We start from the raw sequence: 17,887 nt of genomic DNA on the forward strand, positions 1-17,887 counted from the left end.
CCAAGTTCGTGAAAGTCGAACATGAATCCATGACAATTCGCCAATCTCGTTGACAGCTGACAACAACGAATCTGTGACCGAGCAGGGGGAGTGGCAAACACCGACAGCCTGACCTGCTGTCAACGGCCAGTTTGATGTCCCCGCTGGTGGCCAGGTAAAAGTCCCCGCCCTGTGCGGTTGGTTTAGTGGTGGGGCGCCTCCGTTCGGTGGGTCATGCGGTAGGAATCGCCGTCGGTGATGACGGTGGTCGCATGATGGAGCAACCGGTCGAGGATGCTGGCGGCGGTGGTGTGTTCGGGCAGGAACCGGCCCCATTGTTCGAAGGGCCAGTGACTGGCGATGGCCAGGGAGCGGCGTTCGTAGGCGCCGGCGACGAGCCGGAACAGTAGTTGGGTGCCGGTGTCGTCGAGCGGCGCGAATCCCATTTCGTCAACAATGAGAAGGTCCTGGCGCAGCAGGGTTTCGATGATCTTGCCGACGGTGTTGTCGGCCAGGCCTCGGTAGAGCGTTTCGACCAGGTCGACCGCGGTGAAGTAGCGGACTTTGTACCCGGCGTGCACCGCGGCGATCCCGAGCCCGATCAGGGTGTGACTCTTGCCGGTGCCGGCGGGCCCGATCAGTGCCAGATTGTGTTGGGCGCGTATCCATTCCAGCGATTCGAGGTAGGCGAAGGTGTTGGCCGGGATCGAGGAGGCGGCCACATCGAAACTGTCCAACGTTTTGGCGACCGGGAAGCCTGCGGCTTTGAGTCGGTTGCGGATGTTGGAGGCATCACGGGCGGCGATCTCGGCCTCCACCAGGGTGCGGATGAGTTCCTCGGGTGTCCAGCGTTGGGTTCTCGCCGTCAGCAGCACCTCGGGTGCCAGGTGGCGGATCGCGGCCAGTTTCAGCCTGCGCAACGCCATGTCCAGATCCGCGGCCAGGGGTGGTATCTCCTGCGGTGCAACTGGTTTCGGCGACTTCGCGGTGGTGCTCATGACACCACCTCGTCGGTGCCGGTGACCTTGTAACGCTGCAGATCACGGGTCGGTGCTTGGGGTAGCTCGGTGACCAGCGCGTCACCGGCCGGGCGCGGATTGGGTGTACCGGGGCCGGCAGCCAGGATCGAGCGCACGTCGGCGGCTTTGAACCTGCGGAACGCCACCGCCCGGGTCAACGCCGCACCGAACTGCTCGGCGCCGTGGGCAGTCGCCATCGCGAGGAGTTCATCGATCTCACCGCCCAGTCGGGTGTTGCCGATGGCCGCCGCCCCCACCAGGAACTGTTCAGCCACCTCGCCGATCGCGCAAAACTGTTTCTCCGCATTAGTTTTCGGACGTGGCGCCCGGCTCGGAGGTTTCCGCGCACCACCGTAATGGGCGTCATCGAGCACCACCTCACCCGGCGCACCCAACCGGTGATCGGCCACCACCTCACCACTGGCATCAACGATGAGCAGCCGACCGTCGTCCTGCACCAGCCGCACGGTGGTGCCCACCAGTCGGGTCGGCACCGAGTACCGCACCGAGGCATACCGGATACAGGACAGCTTGTCGACCTTGCGGGTCACCGGCGGCGGGCCGACCTCGGCCCGTAGAGAGGGCAACGGCGCCGACACATCCCGCTCGATCAGCAACTGCTCGGCGGGTATCTGGCAGGTGTCGGTGTGGCGGCGGGTGTTGACCTCCACACACCAGCCCACCGCCGCCCGGTTCGCCTCATGCACATCGAGTGCGATGTCGTCGCGGCCGGCGGCGATCTTGGCTTCGGTCCACAATGGTTGCGCCAGATCCGACTGCACATAGCCGCATAGGTTCTCCACGATGCCCTTGGACTCGGGGTCCTCGCCGTGGCAGAAATCCGGCGCGAACCCGTAGTGGGTGGCAAACCGGATGTAGGTCGGGGTCGGCACGACCACGTTGGCGACGACCCCACCCTTGAGGCACGCCATCCGATCAGCCAACACCCGCTTGGGTACGCCGCCGATCTCCTCGACAGCTTGGGCGATGAAACCCAAAGTGGTGGTTGCTGTTTCATCGGTAGCGAACCGCACGAACCGCCAGCGGGAGAATGCCAGCACCGCGCAGAACACGTGCAGCCCACCCACGGTGGCCCAGTCGATCACCAGATAATCGCCCGGGGTCCACACCGCCGGCCGCCGCCCCGAGTACTGGCTGCGCCGCCACTGGGCTTTCGTCCGCGACACCAGCCGCCGGAAATTGCGGTCTGAGCCGGTGTAGCCGGCTGCTCGCGCGATCGGCAGCAACCGCTTGGCGGTGATCCTGCCCTGGGACTTCGCTACGCGGTGCGCGACCAGATCGGTCACCGCCTGATAGTTGTTGACCCGCTGCTTGCGTGGCGGCGGTGCCTGGCCGGACTGGCCGGCCTCGAAACGCTCCACGACACGCTTGACGGTCTTGTGAGTGGTACCGCAGATCTCAGCGGTCCCACGATAGCTACCGACATCGCGGTAGGTCGAGATGATGTCCATTTGGTCCCTCGCAGTCAACAATGGAACTCCCGGGCGGTGATGGTGATCGGTTGGCACCTTCACCGTCACCGTCTGGGCTTCCATCACAGGTTCGACACGTCGAACACAAGGCGGGGACTTTTATCTGGCCACCACCGGGGACCTCGATCTGGCCACCAGTGGGGACTTTCTCATGGCCATTCACACCTGCGGCTTGCCATCCGAGGTGAATTTCGCGGCTCCAGATTCTGTTCAAAACCGCTGTCAAATGTTCCGACAACGTCTCTACCAGCTAGTTCAGGTAGAAACGGGCGGTTCCCCGGCCTTCGGACTCGGCGTCCCGTCGGATCATTAGATTACTCACCGCACTGCGCATCATCCGTACCCAGCTTCGTGATCACCCGCAAACGAGGCGGGCTCGGGTTCCATTGAGCTTCCTCGATCGCTGCCTGGATCGCGGCGACTGACGACTGTTCCCACTCGTCATGCGTTGTTGCAAGAAGGATCTGGTCTGCCTCGATCATCTGGGCAGCTCGGACACGTTTGCGGGCGGCCGCGCGCCTCTCCGTCGAGGTCGATCCAATGCAGTTTGCGTTCTTGACCTCGGCAACGATGAGTTCGTCGTCAGCGAACGCGGCGAGATCAGTCTCATGCTGCTTCTTTCCTTCAGATATCACTTCGAACTCGACAACGTCGGCGTATTGACGGCTTGAATTTCGCTCCAGGTAATTGGCGAGAACCAGCGGATACTGACCATTCTCCTTGATGAGAAAACGAAACGCTGGGTTGAGATCGTAGAACCATGCAGGCTCATCGATTGGCTGACGCCAACGCGGTTGCGTCAACGAATTGGTGTCGAGACACCGTTGGCAGGTGAAATCCGCACTCAACACCGACAACGGGTAGAACGCGACGTAGGAACAAGAACTGCACCCTAGAACCAGTCCTCGAACCAGAAGTCCAGCCGTAATCAGCTGATCCACGCGTCTACGGACGTCTTCTCTCGACTCTTCACTGAACTCGGCGAATCCGGAAAACGTCAAATAGCCCTCGTTGCGAACTACGCATCCATGTGCCGGATCGTACGCATCCGATGACGCGCCGGATCGGAGGAACGCCGCGAGTGCTGGCAGCGAACCCGAACCAATTACCTCGCGCAGTACGCTGCGCCCACCTAGCCTCGTCGCGACGACATCACTGTAGCGACCAGCCGCAGACACTTGGATTGTCATGTCTCGCAGAGCGGCTCGCATTTCAATCCACGACCACAAGGACGGAAAAGACAATCGAGGGCGGGCGAGGCGTTGCTCGGGAGTCGGATTAGCAGGCACAAAGTTAAAGCGTTGCGCCTCATACGAGATCGTGTTCCCCCGGCCGATCCGGATCTTGGTGTGATACCTATCCAAGTCTGAGTGTGAGCTGACAAGGCTTTCCGATCGAATGGCTCGACCACTTGGAAATTCACGCCCACCCAGAGTCGCATCTACTTGCCACGATAGCCTGCTCGACGGCAGTGATGTGTTGGTGACGACCGGAAGTGGCGGAATGGTTGCGAGGTCTGCGCTACCTCCATGCCCTATTGCGACAGCGACAGACGACTGTCCGAAGAACTGATCTCCGATTGCTAGATGCCGAGAGGTTCCAGACGTAAACTGCAGCAAAGCAGGTGGGGTGACGTCGACGACCTTTCCGGGGACAAGTTGCTCGCCATCCGCGGAATAAAAGATTGGCTGAGTCAACCTGAGTTCCTCGGCGAATGCGCTTTGTCTGTCTGGGGATTCGGACAGGGAGGTCACTTGATTGCTGCCAGACTCATGGAGGTTTCGGGGGTAATGCACGACTTGTTCGATGGTGTGCCTGTGATTCTGGTCAGCCCACCATTCCGAGGGAAGCCACATACCGCACCCGTAGGTGCGATCGATAATGGTCGCCAGACTGAAGTCGTCCGCTGAATCACCATAGACGACAGTCGATTTCATGCCGAGACCAGCTCGTGCGACATCTGTGAGGGCGACACGTGTGCGGTCGAAGTCTGAGGGGAGAGGGTCATCAGCGGTCGGATAGCTGGTCAAGGGCCTACAGTCGGTCACCGGAAATTCAGCCGAGAACACAGCACGAATGATGCGGCGGCGTTCGGCAACGTCGAGTTCGGGTCCGCTCGCCTCCGTCGGCTCAGCGCGCTGTCCCCATCTGGCCGCCACCGCCAGACCAAGGAGGCCGGCGTCGGCGACCGGACCGCCGACTGTCACATTCCAATCGTGAGCGTCATCGTCAAGGTCTGTGACACTGACGAGTGATCCATGCGCGGTGCCTGACCAGTGTCGGATAGGTAGATCGGCGGGGCCAGGCGTCAGTGGGGTAGGAGCCTTGATTTGCCGGTAGCAACCGCAGGCTGCGGCGATCGACGACCATGCCGATTCGCAGTCGTGAGTGGCGAGTTGTGTGGGCAACATCAGGACGTAGTCAGGATCGTAGGCGCGAACGGCCCTGAGTAGGGTCGTGTCGACCACGCCTGCGCTGTGGGACACGAACGTGAATCCGCTGCCTCCCCACACCTGTGATGCAAGGTGTAGACACACCCTCGCATACCAGGTCCAGTTCGGCACGTCGCCAGGGAACACCAGAACGACCCGAGGAACTCGGAGCCCTAGGGTCAGGATTTCCTGCCTCAGCGACTGACCGCTCGCCGTGATTGCATCGCGATCACTTCGATTTCCTGCCACGACGGAACTCTAAGGCATTTGGGCGAACTGCCGTTTGCAGGTGTGCCCCGCTTCCGCGATCGCCACAGGTGCGGAGCCGCACTGGAGGTCGGTGCGTCGGCTCACGGTACCAGCGACGGCATGCCCGCGCGGCGGGCCGCGTGTCGGGGGGAGAGAACGCACCGGTAGCAGACTGCCCGTCACGCGAGCGCGAGGGTCTACTGCGTTGTGATCTGTCGGTAGGCCGATGCCGCCTTACCGAAACGAGTCTCGACGAGCGTCGCCTCGGCCGTGGTCGCGCCGACAGTGGAACGGTCTCCGAGCCTGGTGCAGCAGTTGTGTCGGTGTGCGCGAGTAGGATGAACGCCGAGAGCCAGAGTCACATCGATGTAATTCTGCCTCACCCGTTCGTAGGAGGCTTGTGACAATCGACGGAGCGTTCGAACAATACCAGCGCACCGTGAACGCCGACATCAGCCAGGTCAGGCTTGCACGAGAACGCCGCGATACCTTCAAGGGTGCGTTCAAGTCGCAAGCAGACGTCCTCGACTGCTTCGGGTCAGGCTCACTAGCTCGGAGCACGCAGCTCAAACCAGTGCACGATGTTGACCTCGTCCTCGTTTACGATCCGGAGCGGCATCAGGATTGGGGCCAGCCCGGTGGCTCTGCAGAGGCTGCGGTTCGGCATGTGCAGGCCGAAGTCACGAGGTTGCTCGGAATGAGCGGCACCATTGACCAATTGGTCCGTGAGACGCGGGTCGCCGGACGAGATCGCGCGGTGAAGTGCTTTATCGATCCGCCAGATTCAGACGATGCTTTCACGGTCGACGCAATGCCGGCGTTACGGTCGCCTACCGGCACACTCCTGTTGCCCAGTATCAGCAGCCAGAGTTGGACTGAGGCAGACCCCGAGTACCTGATCGCGGAGGTTGCTGATCGGCAACGAAAGTGGAGCTACTTCCGACCCATGGTCCGGGTACTTAAGGACTGGCGACTTGACCAGGACACGAAGATCAAGTCGTTAGTCATGGAGGTCCTTGCCCTCAAGTGCCTGCCCACTAACCGGAATCGAGCGACAGCACTTCGAGAGTTCTTCGCAGCAGCGGCGGTGGAAGTGTTCTACGGAGTGGAAGACCCAGCGCGATTCTGTGGTTCTGTACAAACCGATCTCGATACCGCTGCTGTATCGGCTGCGCTCTCGTCGGCCGCCGATAACGCGCGACTCGCGTGTGCCGCGGGCGATGACGGCGACACCGACACCGCGAAGTTTTGGTGGCGACAGGTCTTCGGCACGGATTTTCCCGGGCCCGAGAGTCAGCCGAACCCACCGTATAGCGCTCCGGCAGTGACAGCCCCACGACGAGTTCGAGACGCACCGCAGGGATGACCACTCAAAGACTCGCTGCGACTCAACGCAGGTGGCGCGATCGAGATCAAGTCCGCTATGCGCGAGACCTCCAGGACGTTGGGGCGCGCTTCCCCAATCTACGGTGGGTCGATGACGAGGCCGGGGGATGGGATGGTCGCCTACCGTTGTGGCCGTTCGACCGACCTGCGCCTAGCGGGCTGCTCCAGCACGAGATTCGTGGTCTCGCAATCGAATTGCGCTACTTGCAGGCCTATCCCATGGTCGCTCCAATGATCCGCCCGATCGATCCCCAACCAGAGTTGCGCGAGTGGACGGCGCACGCTTGGCACGTCAACGGTGACGGCACCCTATGTCTTCTCCGGTCAACCTCATTGTGGGACCCGCAAGCGTCTGTGACAGAACTTCTCCTGAAGGCGGCAGGGTGGCGAGTCGAGTACGCACTAATGAAAACCGGCCTCATCGAGACGATGAGCACGACCGGCATCATCTCCGATGATTCGCTCGATCATCTGGTCACTGACTTCACTCTCCAGAACCCCGAGTCTGGAGAATCTCGGTGACATCCTCATTGGTACTCATCCCCAGCGATGCTGCTGACCGAATACGCAACGGCGGACGCTGGGGCAAGATCACCACCCGAGCTTCTGTCGCCGAAAACACTGCCGCAATAACGCATCTCAGCGTCGAGCACGGGCCCATTCTGCCAGTTGAACTTCCCAAAAACCACTGGCTTAGTCATGCAGACACCCATCCCAGTGGCCGCTGGTATCGCGTAACCGCCGATTTGCATGCCGCGTGGTGCCTTTCCGCCGCGCGAAAAGGCACCGGCATACCTATCTCCGAGTTCAGCAGACTCGTTCCCACCAACCTTCACCCTCGTCCGCACATCGCAGTCACCTACAGCCCCGACGCAACACTGGAGTTTCCCGGCGTCGGTCTGCCCGAACTACTTGGCTGGCACGTCACCGACGATGCCGCAATACCAATGGATGTCGAGGTATCGCCGCACGTGTGGGGAACCGAGCAGCTTCGCGCGCATTGGCCGGTGAACGTGTTGGAAGAATCCACGGTGATGGTGGTGGGCGCCGGGAGCATCGGCGGAGCGGCAGCCCTCGAACTAGCCACCTACGGGATTGGGGAACTGCATATTGTCGATCCCGACCGGCTGCGCTGGCACAACCTGATCCGTCATATTGGCTCTCAACGCGACGTCGGACGACTCAAGGTGAACGCCCTTCACGGCCAGATCACGAGTACACGGCCCGACACGAACGTTAGACCGCACGACCTCGACGTCGTCTCCGATGCCGATACGATTTTCAGCTTGCTCACCAAGTCCGACGTCGTTCTCTGCGCTGCCGATGGCGTGGCGCCACGCCGCACAATAAGCCACCTCGCACGTCGCGCCAACATCGACGCAGTCATGGCATGCGTCCTCGAAAACGGCACTCTCGGTGAAATTGTCCGCATCCGACCGTGGGCGGGACGAGGATGCCTCCTGTGCCACCGCCGACACCTCCGCGACACCAGCGCTCTCGACCCCGAGCCGACACTCGATGCCGGCTACGAAACAGGTTCCACACATCAACCAATGACTGCCGTCGGCGGGGACCTCCACCTTGTCGCCGCGCTCGCAGCCAAAGCGACCGTCGCCACGATTCTCGAAAGACGCGGACACCCCGCCCACCGACTACCGGGCGAACACGCAGTTCTCGGCCTACACCCAAATGCACACTGGGCAGCGCCATTCGACGTCAAATCCGCAGGTGATATCAAGTGGTCAGGCGCGTGGCCGTCGTACCCCGACTGCATTACATGCGGACCCTGATGCACCACAGGTTTCAACGAATCACGATGCACCAGCGAGCGGCGGATCTGATCAGAGCCGAACTAAGCCAAACCGATGACGGCCGCGAAACCGGTGGAATTCTCCTGGGCCAAACCGCGCGTGACACCGCAACAATCCAGCACGCTGGCAGACCAGGGCCACGGGCAATCCGCACACTTACGTCATTCTCTCGGGACCGGAACTACTCCCAGGCGTTCGCTGACGCATGCTGGTCCTACGACCACAGCGTGTGGATAGGCGAGTGGCATTCGCACCCAACCGGACCCCCAATCCCTAGCAATAAGGACTCCGAGACCTATGAGCAACTCCTGGCAGATCCCGATCTCGATTTCGACGTCTTCATCTCAATCATCGTGACTCCTAGTCAGAGCGATCTCCTGCTCGGTGGTTGGTGGTACGACGTGCAGGGCTCGCAACGTGCCACAATCAGGTTCACGAGAAATGCATTGTGATGCAGTCTATCTAGACAAGAGATACCCGATAGTTGGGCGTACCTGCCCCCGGTCAGACCGATCCGCGCCGTTGCGACTTCGGCCGCGTTCAGGCAGAAGTTCAACGCGAGCCACACCACAGGAACCACGCCTAATGTTGTCTACGATCGAGTCTCCAACATCGCTATCACACTACGAGGCAGGATAGAAGGGCAGCCGGTATGACCACCGATCAGTCTTCACCGCGGTTCGATTTGCGAAACGCCTTCCTCAACAAGCAGCGTGCACTCGAAGCTTCCTACCTCGCGATCAGAAGTGTGACAACTCATCCTGGGACCAAAGGCGACGAATTCGAAGCCGACTGGATCGGCCTGATCCGGGACTTCTTGCCTCGACGTTACGAAGTTGGTCCCATATTCGCGGTTGACCATACGGGAGCGATGAGCGACCAGATCGATGTGGCGGTGTATGACAGTCACTACTCGCCCCAGTGGTTCGGCGCTGCCAACGGAACTCGATTTGTACCAGTTGAAAGCGTATACGCGGCATTCGAAGTCAAGCCCGAGTTCAACGCGGACTATGTCCGATACACCATGGACAAGATCGCAAGCGTCCGACAACTAAAGCGGACAAGCGCGCCGGTAATCCACAAAGGTGGGCGGTATCCGAAGTCCGAGATCGCAGTCGAGCCGATCATCGGTGGACTCCTCGCAATGCGCTCTTCGTGGGCCGACTTTGTCACGACCTTCGACACCTACCAACCTACAAGCCGAAGCGATGATCGGTTCCTCAACATTGGAATAGCCGCTGACTCCCTCTGTTTCGACTACACACCCTCGCTCGACCCAGATGGCGACCTCAATGTCGAGCAGACCGTGAGCCAACCCGGCCAAGCGTTAATTCACTTCGCTATCAGGCTATTTCGTCAGCTTCAGGCTATCGGCACAGTGCCGGCGATCGATATGCAGTGCTACGAGAAACGACTCGTGGGATCCGTTCCGGAAACGTGAGCGCGGTTCAGCACGCATACACTGAGGTAGCCGTTCTCGTCGCGTCTGAGCGTGCGGACAAGACGATCTTCTCGACGTAGTGACGTTTCTAGTGCACATGAACCAGGCAGGGAGAACAGAGGGAGTCGCTTTGCCAGACAATCCAGCTCGCAAAGCACCTACAAGAGCCCCGACGTTCAATCACGTAAGCCACACCAGCACCCAAGACCCCAAAGTGGCACGAACTTTTTCACCGCTCGCCAAGTTCGTGAAAATCGAACATGAATCGATGACAATTCGCCAATCTCGTTGACAGCTGACAGCGGATGTGATCGGTCAGGCGGAGTGGCGAACGAAGACGCTCTGACCTGAGGCTCGCCACTTGGCGTGAAATTCAATAGCCGCACATATTGTCAAAACTGGTGGCGAATGTTCGGGAAGGTGTCTGACCTGCGGATTGTGGTCCTGGTGTTCTGTCAGTCATCATTCTGGGGTTGTCGTGGAGGTCAGCGGTGATGGCTCGTTGATGAGTGGGCGCAGTCCAGGATGGCAGTCCAGAGTTCCTCGATGTCGAGGGCGGCGATTGAGCAACCGCGGGAGGTGCGTGTGCACTCCTGGCCGACGAGGGTAGCGAGACGGGCGAACCCTGGGTGCGACCGGATTGCTATGTACTGGTTTCAATTTCCGTAGGCCATGAGTTGGCCGGACTGGTCATCCGATCAGATATCTCCGTTCTCGAGGTTCCGCGTTTGAGGCCTATCGCGAGCCTCGAGCCGTGTTCGGCTAGCCGCGGTAAGTTCAACCTATGGATGAGGAAGAGCTCGCAGGTTTCCTGAATCAGTTCGAAACCATGCTCACTGAACTGGGGTTTGGAGCGCCCGTAGATCAGGAGCGGCGCGCAGCAGCGGAAGGCCGTGCAGTCGAAACGGAGCAGGCGCGCCTACCTCGTCGGCGAGTCACTTCGTCAGCTCAAGACAGGGGAGATGTTCGGCTTGTAGCACTTCCGACACGAGATCGACTCGCTATGTTGATCGACCTTCTCGAGGCGGCTATCGGCGGAACGTACTTGATAACGGAAGATCTCCAGACCCTTTCTCGGGAAGGAGGAGTAGCCGAAGTTCGGTTCTCTCCCGACCGCAGTGAGGGGCTTGTGTCCGATGACGACAGGGGATGGATATTGCCTACAGTTGAGGAACTCAGGCAACGCCGCACCGCCGTTGAAACTGTCCTACGAGACCTCACCGAACTCAGGGAACTGGTGGGCGTATCACGTTCGTCCGATTTAGACCGGCACCGGGGTGACCTTCACACTGGCTCCGATCAGATTGTGGGCTGGTCGTGACGGTGCCCGCTTCAAGGACGCCTGACGAACTATTGAAAAGCCTCAGGTCAGAGCTCCCAGCTGCGCTGCCAACAACAATGACATCTTCGGGGCCGAAGCCTACTGCCGGAGATGATCTATACGAAGCATATATATTCGGGCTTGTTATAAAGGCAGCAAAAGCGGTCGGATACACTGTCAGATTCTGTGTGGATGGTAGTGCACCGGCGGCTATCCTTCATTTTCGCCGTAGCCCGGGCCGAATTTGCAGTGGCCCCGCAGTGATACCCTTCACCCATGCGGTTTTGGAGATCGGCACGCGCCCCGCATTGGAATTGCACGTAGGTGTTGTGGTAGCGGGTAAGTCAAAAGTTCTTCACGAGGCGGACATTCTGCTGTTACCCAAGGCTGATGCAGATCGAGCTCGCAGTACCAACTCAGATCCATCAAGTGCGAAAGCAAGGCTCCTGGTTGAGGCAAAGTACTATACAAGTCCGGTAAATCTTGGAACTTCCCGTGGTTTCTTGGGTCTCGGAAAGGATCTATCGACACAAACGATATTTGTTTGCACAGTATCAGATCCATCCGCAATTGCACTTCTAGCAGGAACTCCAAGTGTTGAGTACGACGTTGGCGTCCTGCCCTTCAAATCCGGAGAGTCGAGCCTTCTTCATTTCTTTCAACGCACCTTGCGCGATTATCGTGATCGCCGTTGAAGCTCTTCAAGGTGAAGACGGACGCTTCGCAATATTTCAGGCCTCCGGAGCCCAAGGGCTTGGCGTCTCCGTCACCCGTGCCCGAAGCTCTGACCACGAAACTTCAGCTCAGACACCTTCGCCAACTCGATCAATTTTCGCCAATCTGGTTGATCATCGACAAAAGCATCTGTGAACGAGCAGGGGGAGTGGCAAACACCGACAGCCTGACCTGCGGCTTGCCATTCGAGGTGAATATCGCGGCCCTGGATTCTGTTCAAAACCGCTGTCAAATCTTCCGGCAACGTCCCTACCCGGGGGGGGGGGGGGGGGAGTTCACGTACCGACGGTTTCCGGTCACTGGCGAACATGATTTTCGAGTGGCGTGTCAACGGTGTCATTTGCCACCGTGAAGGGACCATCCTGGGCTGATTGTTTGCCATGAGGACGGGACCACCTCGATTGCCAGTTATGGGATCACCTGGAACGTCGCGCTTGTGGTTCTTAGATCTGCGAAAGCATCGTGGGCGCAAATCGTCTCCGACGCCGGGAGAATGCGACCGTGGCAGCGGTCGCCTGCTGCTGCGGACGCTGCGGCGGTCCCAACGCGGTGGGGCCGGAGGTACTAAACCAATTCCTGTTTGCCAACAACGAGTTCTGGGTCGCGGCTTTCGGTTTCGGCTGCTTCCTGTGCCTCACTCGCCTTGAGCAGTTCGTTGAATCGCGGTCCGACCTTGGCGATGAGGTGCACACTTGCAAGGCTGAACCCGATGGCGATGAAGGCGAAGAGATACTTCATCGGCATCGACCATCCCGAGTTGAGCGCAGTGGCGATGGGCCAGCCAACGATGCCCGCGGCCGCACCGAGTCCGGCACACGGCAGCAGGATCAGCCACAGCTGCTGGGCACCCTTGAGTCGCCGGTAGAGGAAGAACGTCAGCGTGCCACCGAGGGTGACGTTGAGTCCGTCGATCGCGGCCCACCACACGGGGAATCCGGCGATCATCATTGGTCCGTCGCCGTAGAACTGGATGATTCCGAGCCAACCCGAGAGTCCGATGGCGGTGAAATCGACGACAAGAACGCCCAAGTAGAGCAACCAGATCACCTTGGTGGAGTACCACCGCTCGAAGACTCGCGCGAGGACGTAATGCAGTCCGCCGCAGAACCACGCGTAGCCGATGAACACGAACATGGGCACGAAGCGTTCGTAGGCGATGAAGGTGGGCAGGTTCTGGTCAACGGGCCATCCGACCAGGATGATGTTGTCGAGCCAGGACTCCATCAGACCCGAGATGCCGCCGCCGATCAGCAGCATGAGTAGTGCAGGGCCCTTCTTCCTTTCGCTGATCAGCCACCAGAATAGGAAGCCCAGGGTAATGAGCGTCATCAGGACGGTGAAAACGATCAACGCGGTTTGTGGCGTTGTCCGTATTGGCATGTCGGGGATTGTGTCGAGCATGACTAGCGAGACTCCTCATAGTTGGTATCAGAGTGTGAAGTACACGACGTGATGATCTGACTATAGGACGCATTTCACCGAATTCCAAGACTAGATACAAATTTTGCGTAACTCCACGGTGAATGACGCGCTACCATGCCAGATGGATGCTGGTCATGGCGGTGACGAATCGACCTGCCGACCGGCCCATCCGGTCCGAGCTCATATGCCGGCACGTCTCTGTATTTCCACCCGTGAAGGACGGTCAACTGTGTCTCTGCTATCGAATAGTGCTGTGCAAGTGGGAGTTTCCCGTCGCATTCACTGGAACAGTCACGTGGAGCGGCATGCCGCGATGCAACCCGATCGCGTGGCGATGCGTTTTGAAGGCGCAAGCACGACGTGGGCACAATTGGCCACTCGCGTGAGTATGTTGTCCGACGCTTTCGCGCAGCGGGGTGTGGGCGCGGGGGACCGGGTGGCCGTCATCATGGGAAACAGGCCTGAGTTCATCGAGACGGTGCTGGCTACGAACCGCCTCGGTGCGATCGCTGTACCGGTTAATTTCCGCCTCACGGGCCCGGAAGCCGCCTACATCGTCAACGACTGCGGAGCAATCCTCGCGGTAGTCGATGAGTTCGGCTTGCCGATCATCACCGCGGCATTGCCGGAGGTTGATCAGACAATCCAGGTCGTTGTCGCCGACGCGGAGTGCGATGGTTTCGAGTCGTATGCCGAGGTGGTGAGCGATGGCACGTTGCGGCAGGCTGTCGATGTGCCGGAGGAGTCGGCGGCGTTGATCATGTACACCTCGGGGACGACCGGCAGACCGAAAGGCGCGGTGCTGTCCCATCTGAACTTGCAGGCGCAGGCGGTTACGCTCATGCGCGCCTTTGACTACATCGATGAGGCGGAGACCAACCTGATCGCCTCGCCGCTGTTTCATATCGGCGCAATCGGTTCGGTGGTTCCGACCATCTTCGTCGGCGGCACCCTCGTAATCATGCCTACCGGAGCGTTCGACGCGACCCACCTTGTCGATCTGCTGGACACGGAATCTGTGACCAGTGTCTTCTTGGTACCCACGCAATGGCAGGCCGTGTGCGAATCGCGCTCAGTGACTACCCGCAGTCTCCCCAGACTGCGCGTTCTGGGATGGGGTGCGGCACCGGCGTCAGACACATTGCTGCGGAACATGTCCCGCACGTTTCCTGGGGCACGTCGGATTGCACTGTTCGGGCAGACCGAGATGTCTCCCGTGACGTGTGTGCTGCACGACGGGGACGCATTGGAGAAGCTGGGGTCCGTCGGTAAACCGGTCAGTACGGTGGCAATGCGAGTGGTCGACGCGCAGATGAATGATGTGGCCACCGGTGAGGTCGGTGAGATCGTCTACCGCGGACCAGGTTTGATGCTCGGCTACTGGAACAACCCTGCAGCCACCGAGGAAGCCTTGCGCGGTGGCTGGTTTCACTCGGGAGACCTGGTGCGCGTCGACGGCGAGGGCTTCGTCTACGTCGTCGACCGGGCCAAGGACATGATCATCTCTGGTGGCGAGAATATCTACTGTGCGGAGGTCGAGAATGTTCTCAGTGCGCACCCCGATATCGCCGAAGTGAGCCTCGTCGGACAACCGGATCCGAGGTGGGGTGAGACGCCGGTGGCATTCCTGGTCCTACGGCCGGGGGCGCACGCTCCGAGCATTGAGACGTTGCGCTCCTGGGCGGCATCATCGTTGGCGAAGTACAAGTTGCCGACCACGGCAGAAGTGGTGGAAACACTGCCGCGCAACGCTTCTGGCAAGGTTCTGAAGGATCGCCTGCGCGCGTCGGTGACCACCGGTAGCGTCGGCTGACGCCGGAACGCGGGAATGATCCACCCTGGCATCCAGGGTGGATCATTCCCGCGATAGGTGATTACGGCACGTTGACGCCGGCCACCGGCTTGGGTTGCGGCGAGCTCGACTCTCCGACCTCGACCGATGCGTTACCCAAATAGGCGGTCCTGACGTTGTCGTCGGCGCCGACATCCGCGGGGTCGCCATGGAAAATGGTGCGTCCGAAATCCAAGACGTGGACGGTGTCCGAGGTGCGGAGCACCATCGCGACGTCATGCTCGATCAGCAGAACGCCCATGCCCCACTCGTCGGCGAGACGACGGATCAGGTGCCCGAGTTCCTCGGTCTCGGTCGCGTCGAGCCCTGCGCCTGGTTCGTCGAGGAGCATCACTGACGGCGACATCGCAACGGTTCTCGCGATGGCGACCCTGCGTCGTTGACCGAAGGACAATTCATCGAGTCGCCGATCCAGGAACTCGCCGAGTTCCAGTTCATCAACGGCGGCGCGTGCGGTGGGCGACAGGCTGCCTGGCCGCGGCCAGATCAAGTCGATCAGGTAGGAGCGACGACTTCGTTCGTCACAGGCCGCGAGGAGGTTCTCGCGAACGGTGAGTTCGTCGAAGAGTTCCAGGCTCTGGAATGTTCTACCGAGACCCGCCCGGGCCCGTCGGGATGCCGACCAGCCGGTGATGTCCTCGTCACCGAGAAGGATTGTGCCTTCAGGATTCACATATCCGGTGATCGCATCGATCAGGGTGGTCTTCCCCGCGCCGTTGGGCCCCAAGAGGCCAAGGACCTTGCCGGGTTCCACAGTGAGGGTGACCTCTGAGAGTGCGGTGACACCCCCGAAACGTTGCGTCAATCCAGTGACCTGGAGCGTCTGCTGCGGCACGGGAACCTTATTGCCGGCGGACTCCACTCCGGGGACGGAACTGCGCTCACGGATGCGCGCCGGGATGAGTCCGGTCACCGCCGCTGCGATGCCATTCTGGTTGACAATCAACAAGACAAGCAGGATGAGCCCACCGACCAGGGGCACGTAATCCTCGAACCCGCCGCTGGAGAGATCGCCCACGAGAACGACACCCAGGCCGCCGGTCACGAGGAGCGTGCCCCAGATCGGGCCGCACACCCAGCCGATGCCACCGATGACCGCGGCGGTCAGCACCGCGATGGAGGTGAATGGGCCGAAGAGGTCGGGATAGAGGATCGTGGTGTAGGAGAACGCCAGCAACACTCCGCCGAGGCCGGCGATCGCAGCGGACAGTGAGAATGCGTAGAGCTTGGTTGCAAAGACGTTGATACCCAACGACGCTGCGGCCCGCTCATTGGAGCGTACGGTCAGCAGACGCCGTCCGGTCGCTCCTCGGCGCAGGTTGGCCACGATCACCGAGGTCAGCGCGAACGCCAACACGGTCATCGTCGCGTAGTTGTTCATATGGAGGACCGGTTCGATCGAGATACCCAAGATCTCTTGCGGGACGATGCTGGTTCCGCTGGTGCCGCCGGTGAAGCTGCTGTTGTTGAACAGAACCGAGAACAAGGCGAATCCGAGGCCGAATGTGACGACCGTGAGGTTGATGCCCCGGGTCCGCAGCGCGGGCAGGCCGAACACGAGTCCGGCGATACCTGCCGCGAGTACGCCGATGACCAGTGCTGGGACAAACGGCCACCCGTGGTCGGCCGCCAGTCGGCTGGCGGCCCAGGCACCCACTCCGGCGAGGGCCATCTGCGCGAGCGAGAGCTGCCCTGCATATCCGGTCAGCACGACGATCGAGAGCACAACTATCCCGATTGACGCCGACACCACCATCGCCTGCATGGCACTGTCATCGAACACGAACCGTACCAACACTATTGCTGCCACGGTCAAAGCGACCACGACCAAAGGACGGATGCGGCCGGTACCGACGCTGGGCAATCTGTCGGTCGACGTTCCGCGGACGGGCAGCCCCTTGCCGCGGACGATGAGGAGGATGACGATGAAGATGAATGGAATGGCATCGGCAAGACCGGTCACGTCGATGTAGCGCGTAGACAAGCTCTGCGCTATGCCGATCGCGACGCCGGCGACCGCGGCCAGGGTGAAGGACCGGAACTCGGCGAACAGTGCCGCGGCGAGGGTTCCCACGATCAGCAGCGACAGCGATCCGGTGGAAAAGAATCCGTTGGTCGTCGAGGTGACCAAGGCGCCGGCGAGACCGGCGAGGGCGCCGCCGACACTCCACGTCACGATTGCCAGGAGATCCGGCGACCACCCGAGTGCGGCTGCCGCCCTGGTATTTTCGGCCGATGCGGAGATCGCCAGGCCCAGGCGTGTTCGTGCGCTGATGACGGTCAGGATGAGCACGATGATCACCGCGACGGCGACCAGGTACAACGATTGCCGCCCGATCACCACCGAGCCCAGCGCGACTGTCTTGGTCGACAGGATGGAGTCCATCGACAGCTGACCACCACCATAACGAAGGCGGATCGCCTCGTTGATGACGGTGAGAACGGCGAGCGTGGCGATCACCCGCGACAGCGGGCTCGCCAGACGGAGCGGGCGCATGATCAACAGATGGATCAGCGCGCCGATCACGGCAGTGGCAAGGATCGTCGCCACCAACGCCGGGATCGCTCCCACCTTATGTTCGGTCTGCAGCTCGTACATCAGGTAAGTGCCGAGCAGGGCCATGTGGCCTTGGGCCAGGTTGATGGTTCCAGAGCCGCGATAGATGAGGACCATTCCGGCCGACAGGATCGCGTAGATCGCGCCGATTCCCAGGCCGAGGATGGCGAATTGAACGATGTCGACCACG

The 17,887-nt window shown here is 60.6% G+C and carries 11 protein-coding genes; 6 read left to right on the forward strand and 5 right to left on the reverse strand.

Annotated elements, in window-relative coordinates; genetic code table 11:
• Positions 1–182 precede the first annotated feature (182 nt).
• The 3 genes from istB to AAFP30_RS28595 all read right to left on the reverse strand — a co-directional run bounded on the left by istB (position 183) and on the right by AAFP30_RS28595 (position 5,172).
• Positions 183–977 (reverse strand): IS21-like element helper ATPase IstB, encoded by a 795-nt coding sequence (gene istB, locus AAFP30_RS28585; protein WP_419233448.1) that lies wholly within the window; start codon positions 975–977, stop codon positions 183–185.
• The gene (gene istA, locus AAFP30_RS28590) at positions 974–2,491 is read right to left on the reverse strand and encodes an IS21 family transposase (protein ID WP_419233449.1); all 1,518 of its coding nucleotides are present in this window, start codon (positions 2,489–2,491) and stop codon (positions 974–976) included. Before istA ends, istB begins: the two co-directional genes overlap by 4 nt.
• A 314-nt stretch (positions 2,492–2,805) precedes the next feature.
• A complete protein-coding gene (locus AAFP30_RS28595) occupies positions 2,806–5,172 on the reverse strand; it encodes a hypothetical protein (RefSeq protein ID WP_419233450.1) in 2,367 nt (788 codons plus the stop codon).
• 400 nt (positions 5,173–5,572) lie between these two features.
• Between AAFP30_RS28595 and AAFP30_RS28600 the strand changes: the two genes are divergently transcribed.
• The 5 genes from AAFP30_RS28600 (at position 5,573) to AAFP30_RS28620 (ending at position 9,810) form a co-directional block, all read left to right on the forward strand.
• Positions 5,573–6,538, forward strand: a complete 966-nt coding sequence (locus AAFP30_RS28600) for a nucleotidyltransferase (RefSeq protein WP_419233451.1) — start codon at positions 5,573–5,575, stop codon at positions 6,536–6,538.
• 251 nt (positions 6,539–6,789) lie between these two features.
• On the forward strand, positions 6,790–7,080 hold the full coding sequence (locus AAFP30_RS28605; protein ID WP_419233452.1) for a hypothetical protein: 291 nt from the start codon (positions 6,790–6,792) through the stop codon (positions 7,078–7,080).
• Positions 7,077–8,348, forward strand: coding sequence for a HesA/MoeB/ThiF family protein (locus tag AAFP30_RS28610; protein ID WP_419233453.1), 1,272 nt, complete (start codon positions 7,077–7,079; stop codon positions 8,346–8,348). Before AAFP30_RS28605 ends, AAFP30_RS28610 begins: the two co-directional genes overlap by 4 nt.
• 26 nt (positions 8,349–8,374) lie before the next feature.
• Entirely contained in the window at positions 8,375–8,821 is a 447-nt protein-coding gene (locus AAFP30_RS28615; RefSeq protein WP_419233454.1) for a Mov34/MPN/PAD-1 family protein, read from the forward strand.
• Between the two features lie 200 nt (positions 8,822–9,021).
• Positions 9,022–9,810 carry a DUF6602 domain-containing protein gene (locus AAFP30_RS28620; protein ID WP_419233455.1) on the forward strand — a complete coding sequence of 263 codons (789 nt, stop codon included), beginning with the start codon at positions 9,022–9,024 and terminating at the stop codon, positions 9,808–9,810.
• Between the two features lie 2,620 nt (positions 9,811–12,430).
• On the opposite strand, the gene AAFP30_RS28625 is transcribed toward AAFP30_RS28620, so the two are convergent.
• Complete coding sequence (locus AAFP30_RS28625; protein ID WP_419233456.1) at positions 12,431–13,246, reverse strand: hypothetical protein; 816 nt, start codon at positions 13,244–13,246, stop codon at positions 12,431–12,433.
• Positions 13,247–13,523: 277 nt separating this feature from the next.
• Here AAFP30_RS28625 and AAFP30_RS28630 point away from each other — a divergent pair, with 277 nt between their 5' ends.
• A complete protein-coding gene (locus tag AAFP30_RS28630) occupies positions 13,524–15,101 on the forward strand; it encodes a long-chain-fatty-acid--CoA ligase (protein ID WP_419233475.1) in 1,578 nt (525 codons plus the stop codon).
• A gap of 61 nt (positions 15,102–15,162) precedes the next feature.
• Here AAFP30_RS28630 and AAFP30_RS28635 read toward each other — a convergent pair whose 3' ends face one another.
• Positions 15,163–17,886, reverse strand: a complete 2,724-nt coding sequence (locus tag AAFP30_RS28635; RefSeq protein ID WP_419233457.1) for an ABC transporter permease subunit — start codon at positions 17,884–17,886, stop codon at positions 15,163–15,165.
• Position 17,887 lies beyond the last annotated feature (1 nt).

The organism is Gordonia sp. CPCC 205515, assembly GCF_048537925.1.
Lineage (GTDB): Bacteria > Actinomycetota > Actinomycetes > Mycobacteriales > Mycobacteriaceae > Gordonia.